The 16,720-nt window shown below is 53.1% G+C and carries 12 protein-coding genes; 7 read left to right on the top strand and 5 right to left on the bottom strand.

The genetic code is table 11. The features are described from left to right. Nucleotides 1-62 precede the first annotated feature (62 nt). From AB1L42_RS20985 to AB1L42_RS20975, 3 genes are all read left to right on the top strand, one after another. A complete protein-coding gene (locus AB1L42_RS20985) occupies nucleotides 63-344 on the top strand; it encodes an HPr family phosphocarrier protein (RefSeq protein ID WP_367061003.1) in 282 nt (93 codons plus the stop codon). Between the two features lie 84 nt (nucleotides 345-428). Beyond that, nucleotides 429-2,180: a phosphoenolpyruvate--protein phosphotransferase gene (ptsP, locus tag AB1L42_RS20980; RefSeq protein WP_367061000.1), complete on the top strand. Its 1,752-nt coding sequence runs from the start codon at nucleotides 429-431 to the stop codon at nucleotides 2,178-2,180. Nucleotides 2,181-2,422: 242 nt separating this feature from the next. Further along, entirely contained in the window at nucleotides 2,423-3,943 is a 1,521-nt protein-coding gene (locus tag AB1L42_RS20975; protein WP_367060997.1) for an inverse autotransporter beta domain-containing protein, read from the top strand. 99 nt (nucleotides 3,944-4,042) lie between these two features. On the opposite strand, the gene AB1L42_RS20970 is transcribed toward AB1L42_RS20975, so the two are convergent. Beyond that, nucleotides 4,043-7,201, bottom strand: coding sequence for a fused MFS/spermidine synthase (locus AB1L42_RS20970; protein ID WP_367060994.1), 3,159 nt, complete (start codon nucleotides 7,199-7,201; stop codon nucleotides 4,043-4,045). 270 nt (nucleotides 7,202-7,471) lie between these two features. Between AB1L42_RS20970 and AB1L42_RS20965 the strand changes: the two genes are divergently transcribed. Continuing rightward, nucleotides 7,472-8,482, top strand: coding sequence for a trypsin-like peptidase domain-containing protein (locus AB1L42_RS20965; RefSeq protein WP_367060991.1), 1,011 nt, complete (start codon nucleotides 7,472-7,474; stop codon nucleotides 8,480-8,482). Nucleotides 8,483-8,637: 155 nt separating this feature from the next. Here AB1L42_RS20965 and AB1L42_RS20960 read toward each other — a convergent pair whose 3' ends face one another. From AB1L42_RS20960 to AB1L42_RS20945, 4 genes are all read right to left on the bottom strand, one after another. After that, nucleotides 8,638-9,699 (bottom strand): hypothetical protein, encoded by a 1,062-nt coding sequence (locus AB1L42_RS20960; RefSeq protein ID WP_367060988.1) that lies wholly within the window; start codon nucleotides 9,697-9,699, stop codon nucleotides 8,638-8,640. A 275-nt stretch (nucleotides 9,700-9,974) separates the two neighbouring features. Continuing rightward, a complete protein-coding gene (gene rph, locus AB1L42_RS20955; protein ID WP_367060985.1) occupies nucleotides 9,975-10,706 on the bottom strand; it encodes a ribonuclease PH in 732 nt (243 codons plus the stop codon). Between the two features lie 222 nt (nucleotides 10,707-10,928). Beyond that, on the bottom strand, nucleotides 10,929-12,872 hold the full coding sequence (locus AB1L42_RS20950; RefSeq protein WP_367060982.1) for an SHD1 domain-containing protein: 1,944 nt from the start codon (nucleotides 12,870-12,872) through the stop codon (nucleotides 10,929-10,931). Between the two features lie 158 nt (nucleotides 12,873-13,030). After that, nucleotides 13,031-13,951, bottom strand: a complete 921-nt coding sequence (locus AB1L42_RS20945; protein ID WP_367060979.1) for a hypothetical protein — start codon at nucleotides 13,949-13,951, stop codon at nucleotides 13,031-13,033. 536 nt (nucleotides 13,952-14,487) lie between these two features. On the opposite strand from AB1L42_RS20945, the gene AB1L42_RS20940 reads away from it, so the two are divergent. From AB1L42_RS20940 to AB1L42_RS20930, 3 genes are read left to right on the top strand one after another with little or no spacing between them, the layout of a single operon-like run. Next, complete coding sequence (locus AB1L42_RS20940; RefSeq protein WP_367060976.1) at nucleotides 14,488-15,120, top strand: hypothetical protein; 633 nt, start codon at nucleotides 14,488-14,490, stop codon at nucleotides 15,118-15,120. Beyond that, a complete protein-coding gene (locus AB1L42_RS20935; protein WP_367060973.1) occupies nucleotides 15,104-15,787 on the top strand; it encodes a hypothetical protein in 684 nt (227 codons plus the stop codon). The genes AB1L42_RS20940 and AB1L42_RS20935 overlap by 17 nt, the downstream gene beginning before the upstream one ends. Nucleotides 15,788-15,804: 17 nt before the next feature. Further along, on the top strand, nucleotides 15,805-16,713 hold the full coding sequence (locus AB1L42_RS20930) for a DUF1559 domain-containing protein (RefSeq protein ID WP_367060970.1): 909 nt from the start codon (nucleotides 15,805-15,807) through the stop codon (nucleotides 16,711-16,713). Nucleotides 16,714-16,720: the final 7 nt, after the last annotated feature.

Genomic DNA, 16,720 nt, shown 5'->3' with positions numbered 1-16,720 from the left:
TGAGAACTTGGGTTGTTTCGAGTCGCCACTGATTTCTCCAAAAGAAAGTCTATTCAGGACTCATGAATGGTTCGATTGTGCTCCGCCGAACGGTGCGACTCAAGATTACGCAGGGGCTTCACATTCGTGCATGCTCGAATGTGATTGCTCTCGTGGGTCGTCATTCGGGGCAGGTTCGAATCACCTATGGCGACAAGACTGCCGATGCTTCCTCAATGTTTGACCTCGTGCAGCTTGCCGCGGTTCCTGATTCGATGCTGGAACTGGAAGCAACCGGGGATGAAGCTGAGCAGGTCCTGAATGAACTCGAGGAATTGCTCTCTCGACCCGAAGAGCCATCGTAGTAATCGGTCGCGAGTAACAGATGGACCTCCATCGCGCAGGTGGACAGCCATCGAGAGTGATGACATACCGTTTCGAGGAATTCAATGCAGGTCAGACATGGGATTGCTGTTTCACCCGGTGTCGCGATTGGACCAGCATTTGTCTTAGGGGTTGAAGACTTTCGAATCCCCAAGGACTCAGTCAGCGTAGATGCTGTCGACGTGGAAGTGGAACGTCTCCACGCTGCTTTGGAAAAAGTCGCTCAAGAAATCGCGGCGAACGAGTCGCTGGCTGCCCAGCACCTCGGCAAAGAATACGCTTCGATCTTTGGAGCCCATCTACAGTTCGTACGAGATCCCAAGCTGATCGAGCAGATCGAACGACGAATCCGGGACGATCACGAATCTCCCGAGCATGCCTCATCTCAAATCTTGAGACGCTACGCGAAAGAACTTCAGCATCTTGGAGATCAGTATCTCGCCGAACGTGCTGCTGACATCTTCGATCTCGAACGCAGCTTGCTTCGACATCTTCTCGGTGAACAACGGGAAGAATTGTCGCACCTGACAACTGAAGTGATCGTTCTCGCTTACAACTTAACCCCCAGCGAGACTGCGGGGCTCAACCGCAAGTTCGTGCAGGGATTCGCCACTGAAAAAGGCGGCAGTACCAGCCACACAGCGATTCTTGCAGGCGCTCTGGAAATCCCGGCCATTGTCGGAGTCGGAGATTTTCTCACCGATATCTCCGGAGGTGAAACCGTCATTCTGGACGGAACTGAGGGGCGATTGATCATCGGCCCTGATGAGAAAACTCTCGAAAAGTACCGGTTGATCAAAGAGCGATTCCAGTCGAAGTCTCAGGCGCTCCGCAAACTCGGTGTGGGACAGGCGATCACGACTGATGGCGTTTCGATTGAGGTGTGCGGGAACATCGAATTCCCGGAAGAAGCCGATCAATGTAAGGAACGCGGGGCTGATGGAATCGGGTTGTACCGCACCGAGTTTCTGTACCTCGGTGCGATGGGAGAACGTTCCGAAGAAGACCATTATCAGGCGTATCGAAAAGTAATTGACACTTTCGGCGAACGACCGGTAACGATTCGAACACTCGACGTCGGAGCGGATAAAATCCCCGGCGCGATGAAGCATGTCTACAACGAAGTCAGTAATCCAGAACTGGGCTTAAGAAGTATTCGTGTCAGCCTCGAGTATCTGGAACTCTTCAAGACCCAATTACGTGCCATCCTGCGAGCCGCTGTGTTCGGAAATGCCCGGGTCATGTTTCCGTTGATTTCTTCGATTGGAGAGTTTCGACAAGCCAGAATGGTGTTTCGCGATGTCTGCGAGGACCTTGAAGAGCAGAAGATCGAACACAATCCACACATCCCGGTTGGGATGATGGTCGAAGTTCCATCGGCCGCGATCATGGCTGAGGAATTCGCTCACGAAGTCGATTTCTTCTCGATCGGCACAAACGATCTGATCCAATACACACTCGCTGCGGATCGATCAGATCCGATGGTCGCGAAGTACTACAATGGCAGCGATCCGTCGGTCTTGTTCCTCGTTCGTAGAGTCCTGTTCGCCGCTCGGGATGCCAAATTGCCTGTGGCGGTCTGCGGGCAAATGTCTTCGAATCCGATGTTCGTGCCGCTACTGATTGGAATGGGGCTGCGAAATCTCAGTGTGACTCCCCAGTCGGTCCCGATTATCAAACAACTTGTTCGAAACCTCTCCATCACTGAATGTGAAGAGTTGGCGCAAAAGTGCTATCAGCTTGATCTTGCGCGCGATATCGAGACCTTTCTGCGAGGAGAACTCAAACGATTTCTCCCGGATCGAGATTTGCCGTAGGGTGTTTTCCAAGCTGGGCTGTCGCAGCTTCAATTCTCTAAAGCGAATGTCCCATTCATCGCTCTTGCAAGTATCAAGATCGCTGGATGAGAGTTACTTCTGAGGGGGCAAATTCCGAGTAAAAACGGCGGAATATGCCTGTGACCTCTTCGTCGAGCCTGATCATCTTCTGGGCAGATTGACCTCAACGGCCGGAAGCGAGTAGTAAAGTCGGCAAACTGTTTCATGGATGGTTCTTTCGAATGCGTCTTGTTTGTGGACTCGTACTCTCTGCCCAACTCTGTTTCGCACTCAGTGCGTTCGCGGAGAGCGATGCGCCTCCACCTCCTCGCTTCATTGGATACGTGCAATCCGAACAGCCCGCTCCGCCAAAGTTTTTGGGGTTTGTTCAAAGTGATGCCCCTCCTCCGCCTCGGTTTGTTGGTTTCGTGACAGGGGACTTTCCGCCGCCATGCCGGCCTGTCCCGAAGCATGAGAGTCTTCCTCGAATTCTGGATCTGGAACAGCTTGTCCGGGAACAGAACGCTCGTACAGAGAGTGTGCGACCTACTCAGTTTGCTGAACCTCAACAGGTGCTGCAGACAGCTGGGCAGAGTGAATCTGAACAGTTAGTCCCAGCCACTCCGACTCCGAAGCTGGTTGAAATTCCCGCGCAGCCTCCGGTTGTTGCGGAAGCGTTCATCTCTTCTGATCCAAGTCCGGCGATTGAACCGCTTCCCGAATCGAAACCGGACCCGGCGAACATGAGCGTCCCGGTTCCTCCAGAAGTCGAAATGCCAGATCTGGCCCCGGTTCCCGAGCCAATGCCTTCGCCCTCTGCGACTCCGCCAGTGCTCGAACCGCAGCCATCACCAGCTGGTCCCGAACTGTTCTCTGATCCGGACCCGTTTCTAGCGATGGACTCGATTCCGCCACCAGTCGCTTCATCAGAGTTCCATCAGAATTGGATGGAAGACGATTGCTGTCCCGGGTCGTTCTCGGATGAGTGTCAGACTTGTCTGGGAACGAGCGATCTTGCTCCATTTATCGATCTGATGGTCATGCCGGGTTCAGAACGAACGGTGACTGAAATCCGCGGGATGCTTCCGCTCTGGGAAACGAACGACAGTCTCGTCTTTTCCGACCTGCGAGCTCAGTTCGACAGTGAAGATGCAAGCACCGGAATGTTCGGATTGGGATATCGTTGGATCGATGAGAAGGATTGGATTTGGGGTGTCTATGGATACTTCGATCACATGAACACCACCGACGACAACAGTTTCAACCAATTCACGACCGGGATCGAAGTGCTGACGCTCGAACGTGACTTTCGCATCACCGCTTACTTTCCAAATCAGGGTGGTGAATCGGCGGATCGTATGAGCGGCTTTTCGAACGGAACGATTTTCACTCACAACTTTCAAGAACGGGCCTACCGAGGTTTCGAAATCGAATACGGCTGCCGCCTTCTGCATTGGGGATGGCAGGACAGCCGGGAACTTCGCTGGTTCAACGGAATCTATCACCTCGGAAATTCCGCTTTCGGGTTTCGTTCTATCACTGGTCCGAAATCACGGCTTGAATATCGCTGCTACGCTCTTCCATGGCTGGGAAATCAGTCGCGGTTCGAAGCAGGTGTAGAATTGTCACATGACCAACTTCGTGACACGCAATTCTGGGGATTCGCGAGAATTCGAATTCCGCTCTCGCCAAAAGCAAATCAGCCGTTGCCCGATCCAATTCGGCGTCGCTTCGCCGATTTGCCGCGACGACAGATCTACTAGAGCAAGTTGCTCTTTCCTGTGCACACAAAATCAGAAAATGCTCTAACGTCGCGACATCAACGCCTGACATGCTCCATGAAGAAGGTCGCACAGTTGCATTCACCGACGATCTGCAGGTTCGGAGTATTGGAATTGTTGAAGGTCTCCGGCTGCCGACCGTGAGAGTGGATGATTGACCGACTCATAAACACGAGCGCGGTTCTCGAGCAGCCAGCCGATCCATGGGACGTTCGGCTCCAATGCTTCTAAAGCGATGACTGTTTTGTCGGGCGATAGAGATTCCGAAGCGAGGTATCGCAAGAGGAGACGCTTATCTTCGAGACGAAACATCGAAAACGGCTCTTCGAGTTCAGCGAAGATTGTCTCCGCTGCTTGTGGACTCACTTGCCCAGCACGTCCTGACAGGCGAATCAGCGAGTCGAAGAGGTACCAACTTCCCCAAGGATTCTGACGCAGTCTTTCGAACGCTGCGACCATATGCTCGATCGAGTCTTCCTGCTCACCTCGGTGCCATGCAGAGATGGCTTCAATTGCCGCAGCTTCGGTTTCGTTTTGATCGCGAACTGCTGCGAGCACTTCCTCTTCAATTTCTCGACCGGTTTCTGCCATGGAATGCGCGCAGATAAGAGTGTCGATCGGGCAGGACAAATCCGGTTCGGTTTGATCAAAGTACTTCGCGGCTTCCTCGTAGTCTTCATCGAGATATGCTCGGTATGCTGCGACGCGATCAGGATCGACAGATTCGGGTTCTTCATCTGTTGGAATCTCGCCTCCAAGGTGAAGTAACATCGCGAGTTGACGTCGAGCGATGGTCTCTTTCTGCTCATCGTCAACGGAAATCGGAAACGGATGACCGGACTGGTCGGATAGCTGATGCAGTTCGTGGATGGAAAATCGAGTCGACTTTCCAACCGTTAAAGCGAAAGCATACTCGAGGAGATTTCGATCGTCGGTGTTGAGTAATTCATTACTTCCATCGAGAAAGGCATCAATTGCATCATCGCCGCCCACATAATGAGCGAGGACACCGTCGAGGTCAGTCACTCGCCAGGCTTTCTGAAGTCCTTCCGACAGCGTCGGGTCCTGAAGACGTTCGATGAGTTGTTCGCGTTCAAAAGAGAAACTGTCTTTCGATTGACCGCAGACGAGAACCAGGTCTCGCGATTTCGTTCTCCAGATCTGTATAGAAGGGAAGACCGAGCGCAGCGTTGTCAGGACGGACTTCACCGTGCGTGGATCGACTTCGTACCCCTGAAGCCATTGAAGAAACAGACCGTCGCTCGACAATCGGGCAACGGCGGATTCGTAGAATTCACGCGTGTAGAGATTCGCAATGCCTGCCCGGTATGGGTTCGACGGCTCTGAGACGATGAGGTCGTACTCATTGGGCGTGGTCAGAAGGAACTCGCGAGCGTCGTTGAATTCGATATGAATTTTCGGATTGTTGAGGACGTCTCGATTCATCGGAGTGCAGAGTTCGGCCATGAACATGATGATCGGTTCGAGTTCGATCACATCGACGGATTTCATGCTGCGGCAGTCTGCCAGCCATCCTGCGGACTCGCCAGTTCCAAGACCGATCACGAGTCCGCGTTGAGGGTCGGGATGCAGGAGTGGGCCAATCAATCCGAGACCGATCTGTGTCCCCGCGTCACCATAGGCGTTCCCGTCGCTCTTACCGTTTACCAGGAAGGCGAGGCTGTCGGTCGCAGTGACAGCCACACTCGATTCGAGTCCTTCTCCCTCCCAAAGTGTTTGTCGACGCTTTTCGTTGATGAATCGCTGTTCCGCGTTTTGTCCGGTTCCGTTCAGCTCAGCGCGGCCAGCTCCGATCCCGGAGTGTCTCCAGACGGCGGTTGGTCCAATGAACAGCGTTGCACAGCCAGCTAGTAGTGTCGTGACAACCGCAGGGCTGAGCCAAACTCCTTCCTCTCGTCGACCGGCCAATGCGAGCAAACAGGTGAGTCCGATCAGAATCCAGATACAGACAATCCACAACCCGGGAGCTGTGAGCAAAGGAAGCAGGAGAAAGCCGCCGGCGAGCGATCCGCAAATCGCACCCAATGTATTCGCAGCGAAGGTCAGCCCGACTTGGCGACCCACGTTTTCACGACCAGTCCCAGCGACTGCAATCAATACAGGAAATTGAAACCCTGAAATGATCGCTGGGGGCAGAATGACGAAGCCGCCGATTTGAAACCAGTTCCAGACTTGTTCAGAGAAGGTGTCGACTCCCTGCTGTTGCTGTTCCAAAACCCACAGGGCGATGCGGTCTCCATAGAAGAATGGGAGTGCGATGAAGAAGGCTTCGAGAGCGCAGGTTAAAGCCAGCAGTCGATGCGTCGGCCTGATCCAGCGTGCTAAGAGTGAATAGGCAGCACCGCCGATCCCGATTCCCAAGAGGGCCAGGCAGAGAATGAGTCCGAAGGTGTAGGTCGTTCCGCCAAGCAGTGGGCCAAGCATGCGGTACCAGACCAATTCCATCAGAAAGAAAACACAGCCGACAAAACCAGATGTGAGGCAGACGGTCACAAATTGGCTGGAGGTCGCTTCTTTTGTAGTCGAATCCGTCGTTGTTCTATCAACTTCCTGTGGGTGTTCTTCAACTGGAGCTTTCGAATAACGAGCGGAGAGGAGCAGTGCCACACTCGCGAGTCCAGCATTGAAAACGCACGCTGTCCAGAGTGTCCAGCGCCCTCCCCATGCTTCCAGAAGGTAAAAGTTCGCAATCCCCGCACCGAGTACAGCACCGAGCGTGTTCATTCCGTAAACGAGCGCGACTCCGCGTCGATAAGGGTCTTTCGGCGAGGAGACAGCTTTCGCTGCGGCGGGGAGCGTCCCTCCCATCAAGATTGTGGGAACACCAAGGATCAGAGTGGAGAACAGAAGTCGGAGCCCTGTCGCCGTCGGAAATCCGAGTGTCGCTTGCCCTCCGAGGCCCAGATATATCGAGCGTGATAGTTCAATCAGTAGCGGGCTGATGGCAGCTGAGAGAGCAATGCCAGCTTCCAATCTTCCATACACTCTGAGCGGAGCTGGGTTACGATCGATGCGGCGACCAAGCAAAAAGTTACCGAGCCCCAGTCCTCCCATGAAGATCGCCAGGACCGCAGCTGAGGCGGAGGTTGTCGCGCCGAAAATCAATCGAAGTTCGCGAATCCACACGACTTGAAAAACGAGTGCACAGGCACCCGAACAGGTCAGTAATGTTGCAACAACGAGCGGAGGAACAACAGCTTCTTTGGCGACAGATCTCACGATAGTCAGGGGACCGTTTCGAGTGTGCGAGCAAGTGGCGAGGGGAGCAATCTCTTCTGATTGCCAACAGCAAAAGAGTCTACCCAAGTGAATCTGCGACCAGAAGGGACTCAGTGTAAAGATCGTGTTAAGGCAAGGTTACGTTGACAAGTGTTTCATCAGGTGAGGTGAATTGTAGCTGTGATTCGACATTTGGACCGACGGCTCCAAGCTGGACCTCCAGTTTCCGATGCATACGATTCTTGCAGTCTCAAGCAGGAGGAAAACACGATGAACTGGTTGAATCAATATTTGCTGCGGACGGTCTCTTCTGACGGCCAGCCGCAAGGAAGTTCCGGACCTTCTCCGAATACCGCGCCTGTCGAGAATTCTGACGTTCTGGACGCGTACTCAGCAGCTGTTGTGGGCGTTGTTGAAATGGTTTCCCCAGCTGTCGTGAGTCTGTGGGGACAGCACCGCAACGGCCAGCAGGGAAATGGGTCCGGCTTTCTGATCACTCCCGACGGGTACGCAGTCACGAACAGTCACGTCGTCGACGGAATCCAGAAAATGGTTGCGGAGACGATCGACGGGGATCGTGTGGAAGCGGTCCTCGTTGGTAATGATCCAGCGACTGACTTAGCTTTGTTGCGGTTGGAGTCCAGTGATTTCCCATATGCAGCTATCGGCGATTCGGAAGCTCTCAAAGTGGGACAACTTGTCATTGCGATGGGCAGTCCCTTGGGGCTGCATTCGACAGTTTCAACCGGCGTCGTCAGTGCTCTCGGAAGGAACATGCGCGGCAGCGATGGTCGACTGATCGAGAACATCATACAGCATGCTGCTCCCATCAATCCGGGGAATAGTGGCGGTCCGCTGGTTGATTCACGGGGACGAGTGGTGGGGGTGAACACAGCCATTGTTCAGAATGCCCAAGGCTTGGGATTCGCTGTTTCAAGCGCGACCGTTCAGTGGGTGATCGGTGAACTTCTGCAGCATGGAGAAGTTCGACGTCGGCAGCTGGGCGTGACAGCGCGAATTCGGCATCTCCCTCGCTCCATGGTTCGGGAGTTCGATCTTCTCTCCCCGTCTGTCGTGGAAGTTGTTGACTTTGACACGAATGGAGCAGCAGGACGAGCTGGAATCCGACGAGGAGACTGGATCGTGTCGATCAATGATCGGATCACCGAAAACATTGACGACATCCATCGAATTCTGGTGCAGGTGTCTTCGAGAGAGGAACTCGAAGTTCGACTGATCAGAGATGAAGAGATCATGACGATCCCGTTGATCGTCGACTAAGCAAGTGGCTCTTCACTGTGGACTCGCTTGCGCGGTCGCGTTCATGAAGACGCTGAGTTAACTCGTTCGAGTCAGTGCAAACTAAATTTTAAATCGCTCTAAATGAAAAGATCCTCGTCCCAAGTGGGGCGAGGATCTTGTTTTGATTTCTGAGTCTATCGCTTTTTCGGAACACGAATGACTTGCGGTTCAGGATCGAAGACGAACAGACGAGTTTCATTGCGATTTTTCCCGAATCCGGCGATCGAAAGATGGACCGGCTGGAAGTTCTGGGCTCCATTGTCGAATGTCACAAGACGTGGGCTGAAAGCTTCCATGTACTTTTTGATCGCTGGGTCATTCGGAGAACTGAACGATCCAACGCTCACAAACGACTCATGTCGATCGTGCCAAACGTACGCTTCGACTTCGTTCAAGATTCCGGGAGACTTGTTCAAGCCTTCGTCGTAGCGACCACGAAGAATTGTCACGAGTTCCTGAGCCGACTCCCCAGCGTCATCGAGGTCGTTGTCCTTCAGAAACTGAGTGATAGAAGGGAGTTTGTCACCCGGTTTGACGGTCGCGCTTTTGCCGAGGAAGCGTTTGACGACGAGAGTGTACTCGCCGGGATTATCGTACAGCGAATGCTCCTGTCCGCTGTTCAGGCGAACCAGCAGCGGATCTTGTCGGTTCTGCTGAACTTCTTCAGGGGAGAGAAGCGGATTGATCGTCAGAAATGCCCCACTGAGCGGAGTTGGACGTGCTTCGGTCGCCTGGAAAACAACACCGGTCTGCAGACACTCTGGGTTAAGTTTCTTCACCCATTTCAATGAGTCCTGAGCGAGTTTGTCGTCGATGTCATCGTAGTTGCCAGCGATGACCAGAACGGAACGAATGCGTCGCAGGTTTTTCTTGTACTCTTCGCGGCCGAGCACATCTTTGACTGTCACTCGCTGCTGGTCAGGATCATGAACATACATGTAAGCTGGCATGCCCAGCTTGCGGAGTTCGATGATCAACTCGTGTGCAGCCTCTTCAGGAGACTTCCCTTTGCGAGTGACACCGTCAGGCGATGCAGAGTGAAATGTCGCGACGCTGATCATCCATGGGCCGCGATTTTTCGTCAGCTCATATTTTTTTCCGGGATCCGCTTCGATGCTTGCGGCGTTCGCAGATGAACCCAAAATCGACGTGCAAAATGCCAATGTCATCAGAGACAGAAACAATCTCGCGACCATAACACCCTCCGTGTGCTGATCTGGAGTTGATAGAAGAGAGAGAGAGAGAACTGGATTTCCTGCCGAGAAAACCTGCCTGACATCCAGTCAGTACACAATCTCCTCGTTTTTGCAGAAAACATCCAATTCGGCTTCAGGTTTCTATCAGCTATCGAAAGTTGTGTCCAGACGGGTCTTTGAACAGACTCCATCTCGGAAAACACAGACGAATTCGCGATCAACCGTCAGATCCGGGGCTAGGTTCGTCATCAAGAAAGTGACGAAATCGTCGCGTCCTAACGAGTTGCGATCGGCCAGTCTTCGCCAAGTGCGGTCTGCTGAATACGCGTCAGTTCCTCGATTCCTGCGGCTGCGAAGTCGAGTTGTTGATTGAGTTGTTCGCGAGAAAAAACTGATCGCTCTGCGGTTCCCTGAATTTCGATGATATTGCCGTCCCCGGTCATTACAGCGTTCATGTCGACATGAGCGGTGCTGTCTTCGGGATAGTCGAGGTCGAGAACAGGCACGCCTTCGACGACACCCACGCTCACAGCTGCGACTGAGTTGAGAAAGACGGCATTCGGATCGAAGGTTGGATCTTCAACGCTCCGCACGGCATCAACGAGTGCGATGAAGCCGCCTGTAATGCTGAGCGTTCGGGTTCCGCCGTCTGCCTGAATGACATCGCAGTCGACGGTGATCATGCGTGGGCCGAGAGCTTTGAAATCGATGACAGCTCGCAAGCTGCGACCGATCAGGCGTTGAATTTCGGTGCCGCGTCCATCGGTGCGTCGCGATTTGCGAGGAGACGTACTTCCGGGAAGCATGTTGTATTCGGCGGAAACCCATCCGGTGGGATTCTCGCTGTTCAGCTTCCAGGGAGGAAGGTCTTCGCTGAGGCTGGCAGAACAAAGAATCGTTGTCTGGCCAGCACTGATGAGAACCTTCCCCGGAGCTGATCCAAAGTAAGGACGTTCAATCTGAACAGGGCGGAGTTCATCGGGCCGGCGCCCATCGTGACGTGACATAGCTACTCATTCGATTCGCAGATTGGTTTGATTCGGGAGCGGCTGACAGTTCCTGATCGACGCAGTGGTTGAGCATACCGCAGTAGAAAATTGACGTGATCGCTCAACGCACTCGTGTGCAGGAGTCCTGAAGCTGTTCCCAAAGTGCCGCAGAATCGAGGAGTGTAGAAACCTTCGTGCTTGTCCGAAAGGAGAGCGCAAATCAAATGTCAGAACGATGAATCATCGCCGCTGGCGATTGCTTGAGACAGGAACCACTTTGGATGACCCGATCGTCTGTCCGGCTCGCTTGTTCTGCTGACTTCCGTCGCTCGGTTTCTGAAGGAATCGCGGCAGAACAAGATTCTTGTAGAAGCTGTAGTCCGCCTGCTGTGACTTCTTGCGAAGAATGTCGCCCAAGTTTTCATCCGAACCGATGTGGACAAAGTGTGGAATGTTCGTTCCCGACGACTGCCAGGCAACTTTGCCTTCGTAGACGAATTCGATTTTCGTGTTGTAAACCTGAACGGTATAAGTCCCGAATCGGGTGTAAGTCATCTTCTCCTGTTTCGGTCCCGTCACAGTGCACTTAATAGTTAACGGGGCAGAGTCTGTCACCTGCACGTCGAGGTCTGAGAGCTTCTTCCTGAGGTCAGCTTCGACTTCCGCGCGATGCTGTCCAGAGATGCCGTTCAGGTCGAGCCGGACAGATGATCCTTGTCGGAAGATGAACAGGTCCGGCTGATTCAATGCAGCATCAAGAGCATCCAGCGCTGCATCGTGTGGAATCAGTGTGGGCATGAGAGCTCCGCCTTGCTTATGCGGGCTGACTGCAAAAAACGTGACCCCGCCGATCGCATCGACTGAACCAGCCCCTTCGTAATCCCAGAGCTTAATCATGTTTTCCAACTCGATGAGATAGCGACCGCCAGCGAGCACGAAGTCCTCATCGGAGAATTCCAGCTTGCCGTTAATGTTCAGCCCGGGAGTTTCGAAGTCTCGGTAAAGCTCACCTGTTTCTGTGTTCCAGATGAGAATGGAATTGAACGCGATACAGCCGAGTTGTTTTCCGGAAGGGCTGAACGCAAGATTCGGCCACTGAAGTTTGCGGGGAGTGCTTTGCAGGCAGATGACTTCACGACTTTGTGTGTCGAAAAGGCCAATCTTTTCACCGGTTGAAAACGCGAGGGTTTTGCGATCGATGGACAGAGCAGGGCGGGATCCGCCATCGACTTTGAAATCACAAATCGGTTGGAAACTCTTCATGTCCCAGAACGCGACGATGCCCCCGGAACTCTTCGTGACAAAAGTATCGCGGTCGATGAATGCTGCCCAATTGAGATCGTTGTTGCTCTTCCAGTCATCCTGATGAGGAGTCACGATCCGTTCGACATCGATTGAGCGTCCCTGAATCTTCCACAATTGAAGTTCGTTGCTGTTACCAAATCCGAACTTCGTGGTTCGCATCAGGAGGGTGGCCCCGTCGTCGTGAAGAGCGAGAGGCACAAAATTCCCGGGGTGTGTCACTTCGCCCGTGCTTCGACCCGATTGCAAATCGCAGACGACCAGTCGTGTGACAGCATCATCTTTTCCGCCTGGACGATCAGCGACAAAGCCAACCACAGCCTTGCGGGCGACAGTATTGATCGCGAGACCTTTGATCCCTTCAAAAAACTCCTGACGAGACGGAAGGCCGACGTTTTTAGGGATGAAGTCGAGTTCCTGATCCCCTTCGACACTGAAATCCCAGCCATCGCCAGCGAGTCCGACATCAATATGTTCGGACTGATCCCAGTCGACCGTCACCTCAACCGATCCGGAGCGGACCCCTCCGGATCGGTTTGGAGCCGGCGCCGCCTGACCGGGTTGATCTTCCTTGACCATGAATGGGTTGTCGTCCTCAGCGACTTTGAACGGGTTGTTCTTCAAGTCGTCCAGGTAGTCCTGATCCTCTTTGCTGAGCTTCGAAATCGGAATCTCAATGCTCTTTCCGTCAGCTCGTTCGAGCTTGACGATATTGCCTTCCGTGCTGACGTACTTGGCCTCAATTTTGAAGCGACCGGTCGCATCTTGCCATGTCCGAATCTCTTCGGCATTCGCCAGGGTATTCATCCCGATGACGATCAAAGAGACCGCTGCGAGTCGGAACGTCAGGTCGTTCATCATCTGTTGAATGGAGCCAAGCATGAGAAATCCTGAGAACAGTTGATCGTAGAAATATGTGTTGATGACTTTCGTTTGTAAGTTCTCGAAAGGCAGTCGTCAAGCGCGGTCTCAAAGATTGGTGATCTCGTCGAAGAAAACTTCGTCTCTGGTCCGTTCATGCGGACATCACCGAGCCATTCCTATTCCGAGGTCTTGCCTCGGTTCTCAGCGTCGGCACGGATTTTTTTCTTCATTTCGTTGAGACGATCAGGCCACACAAACTTGGGAGCTTCATCGGGATTGTAACCTGCAAGGTGACCAGAAAGTCGTGTGACAGGTTTTGTGTAGACGAGTTCTGTTTCTCCGAAGACCTCTTCGCAAAGAGCAGCCAGCCCCGGATCGTAGTCGATCAGTTCTTGGCGAGTGTTGACATGGTTGTGATCATGATCGTTCTCACGATTGTTGCCGAACCACGACTGCACACCCTCTGCAAAATATTCATGATGATTGGTCGAAGCGTATTTGCCTTTCCAAAGACCTGCTTCCATTGCTTGCTCGAATGTCTGCTTGAGACGCGGGTCAAACGTCGGATCGATTTCGACCAAGCCTCGCAAGTGAATATTGTGTGCGAACTCATGGATGAGAATACATTCCGTCGAATAAGGATCACCTTCGAAGGCCAACAGGTTCTCCTCGCCGCACGAACAGACCGGATCAGTTCTCGATCCTCCCAATCCCCGCGCCCGTGCATCCCAGAAGTCTTTCGGTTTCAGATGCGAATGTTCGGGCACATCGGTCGTCAACTCGTCGTACGCCATGACGATCAACCTCGAACCGCTGTCGATCATCGCTTGTTTGACATCCGGCCGATGGGCCAGCATTTGATTGACAAGATACCCCGCTTCCTTCAGCGCATAATCACTGACACGCTCAGAACTGACGATCGGATATCCATTCGCGCTCAAATACTTCGCGTAGAACGAATCAAGTTCCATCTCCGCCGGAGGAGCCGAAACCTTCAGCGGCTCACTAGCCTGCGAACCGACCTCCGCCGCCGCTGCGATTAGATGAGCACTTCCCAGCAGCGCAATGACGCAGACGATGGAGCGACACAGCCGCATAAGTTTTGTCCTCAAGTAGAATCGATCACTGGAAAGAGAAATTGGCTGCGGGCGCGTCAGAGTTCAAGCGATTTCAGGCACGGATGTTGAACTGGCTCGCATTGAGTTTGGGCTTTCGAAGCCCGCTTAGTGTTTTTAATTTGCCTGGCTGTCTTGGATTTGTTATCTCTGATGCGTGTGTGGGCGGTCAACCTTTAACCAGGAAGTCACACGATGGGTGAGTTCTTACTTTCTGTTGTTCGCGACGTCTCTTTTATCCAGTCAACGATTACGTAGCTTGGGCTAAAGTCTTCGAGCGACTCGTCGTTTGAGTGTGTCCTATCAGGTTCGTCTCGACTTACGACGACGAAGGCACTCCGCGATTCCGGTTTTTAGAGCACATTGTAAGTCGTCAGGGCTGCATTGCATCAAAGAATCGTGCAGTCCGCTTTCGAATGTGCAGAGTTGTCTAAGAAGACTTGAAGCTGAGATCTACTTGGCGTGCCGCTTTTTAAGAGCGTTAAAGCGCATCGAAATTCCATGGAAGGGGCGTCCGAATGAGACCGAACAAGTACTGGTGGGGAGGACTGGGCTGCCTGGTTCTCGCGATTGGCTTCTGCTTTTGGTTCTTTCAACCTCCGCGAATGACCGAAGCGACTCAGGAGTTGTTTGAAGCGGCGCATCGTCGACCTGAACTGAACCTGACCGATCCCTTGGTTCAGGCGGCGATGCTCAACGACCAGCCGTTTGAATCAGAGTCGCACTCGTATCCAACGAACTATGACCATCTCCTTAAAGTGAGTTTCGACGAGCTTCCGAGAAGCCAGTTTTACACAGCTCGAATGGTCATCGTGGTACCGAGGCCTGTTGACGCGACTCCGGAGGACTTTCAAGTTGTTGATGGAATCGCTGATTTCACAATTCCGGTGAAGCCACCTTCACAAGATCCGTTTGGAAGCGAATACACGAGCGACCCGTTCAAATTTCGATTGAAACCGGGCAAATATCGAGTGCGTTATCTGTTGCAAACACGAGTGATGGACCTTGAGAACGAACCGCTTCCAGAAACGGTTGCTCTCGGCGAGGGAAACCTCACGATCGTTGAGTCAGACGAACCGGATGCACGCGACTTGATTGTTCCTCTCTCCGAGGATCATCCGATTCTGTGGCCAGATGGAACGCCGCGATGAGTATCAGGAAACATTCATCAACAACATGGATGCGGAGGGAACATTGAAGGTTCAAATTGGAATTGTCGGGGCAGTCGTGGTCGTTGCATGTCTTGTTTACTGGCTCATGCAGCCGGCCCGCTTGACAGACGCTGCCTTTGAACAGTTCAAGGCAAAGCATGCCCGGCCCGAACTTAGTGAGAAAGATGAGTCTGTTCAGAGTTTTACTTTGAACGGACTCGAACTTTCAGATGCTTCTCACACTTATCCGACGAACCACGAGCATGTGTTTCGTGTGGTTTTGAATGAACAGCCAGCTACGGAACACCCGGTTTTCAGGTACGTGGCAGTTGTTCCAAGGCAAGCCACGGCTACGGAAGAAGACTTTCAGTTGATTGACGGAGTGGCGGAGTCCTGGATTTCTGTTCAGCCGCCGAAGACTGACCGATTCAGTCTCGAATTGACGAGTAGGCCGACGAAGTTCCGTCTGCAACCAGGGGAATATCGAGTCAGATATTTCTTACAAACTGACGTCATGGATCTAGAGAACGAACCACTTCCAGAAACAGTCGCCCTCGGCGAAGGGTTTATCACGATAGTTGCTTCTGAGGAGCCGGATCAGCGTGAGCTTCACGTCCCTCTTGCAGATGATCACCCGGTCCTTCGAGAAGATGCCTCTCCTCGATAGACGCAAAGGAGTCAATCATGAGACGGAATTCGAGAGATCGTTCGCGAGCTCGAAATGGATTTACCGTTGTGGAACTCATGGTCGCAATGGGTGTGATCGGAGTCCTTCTCGCGATCACAATTCCCGCCGTCCAGAGTGCCCGAGAGTCCGCTCGTCGGACGCAATGTCTGTCGCACGTCAAGCAAATTGGTCTGGCGTTCCATCAGTTTGAGGAAGTCTACGGCCACTTCCCCGGGGCGATTGTCAATCGAGAATACTGGAACGTTCAAGTGCTCCCGTTCCTGGAGCAGGAAAAACCGATCGTTGTAAACGGCAAGACGATGAACCCGGTCTCGTCACGGGAAGTCATGGCGTGTCCCTCCGATCCGGAAAGCACCGGAGCCGGGATGTACGAAAGCTACCTGATGTCGGACGGCACGAATCGACATTTTCGGGATGGGTTCAACTCGAATCAGTTGAACGACCCGATCTCACCTCGTGATGTCACTGATGGCCTGTCTACGACTCTTGCTCTTTCTGAACGTCTCGTCTCGCTCGGGGGCACCGCTCAATCTTACATTCCTTTTGACAGTCTCCAATGGAATCACCGGCTGATGCTCCGAACGAGTGTCTTTCATGAAGATCTCGATGCTTTTGCAGAGGAGTGCGAAACCCGTTCCCATCTTCCTCGATATACACTCTACGACGAAGAGGAATTTACGACTGTTCAGACCCCCAATCGTAACAGTTGCACAAACGGAGATCTCAACGACCTTCGGTCGGGGTCGTACGCTGCCGTGACCGTGACCAGCCTGCATCCCGGCGGCGTCAATGTGGGGATGGGGGACGGTGCCGCTCGATTTATCGCGGACACCATCGATCGCAATGTCTGGCGGGCTCTGGGAACTCGAAATGGAAACGAAATCATTCCAGGGGATAATTTCTGAGCGAGCA

Origin of the sequence: Thalassoglobus sp. JC818, from assembly GCF_040717535.1 — a bacterium.
In the GTDB taxonomy this organism is placed as follows: Bacteria; Planctomycetota; Planctomycetia; order Planctomycetales; family Planctomycetaceae; genus Thalassoglobus.
Note: the sequence above shows the minus strand (reverse complement) of the source record. Positions and strands in the feature narration are given on the sequence as shown.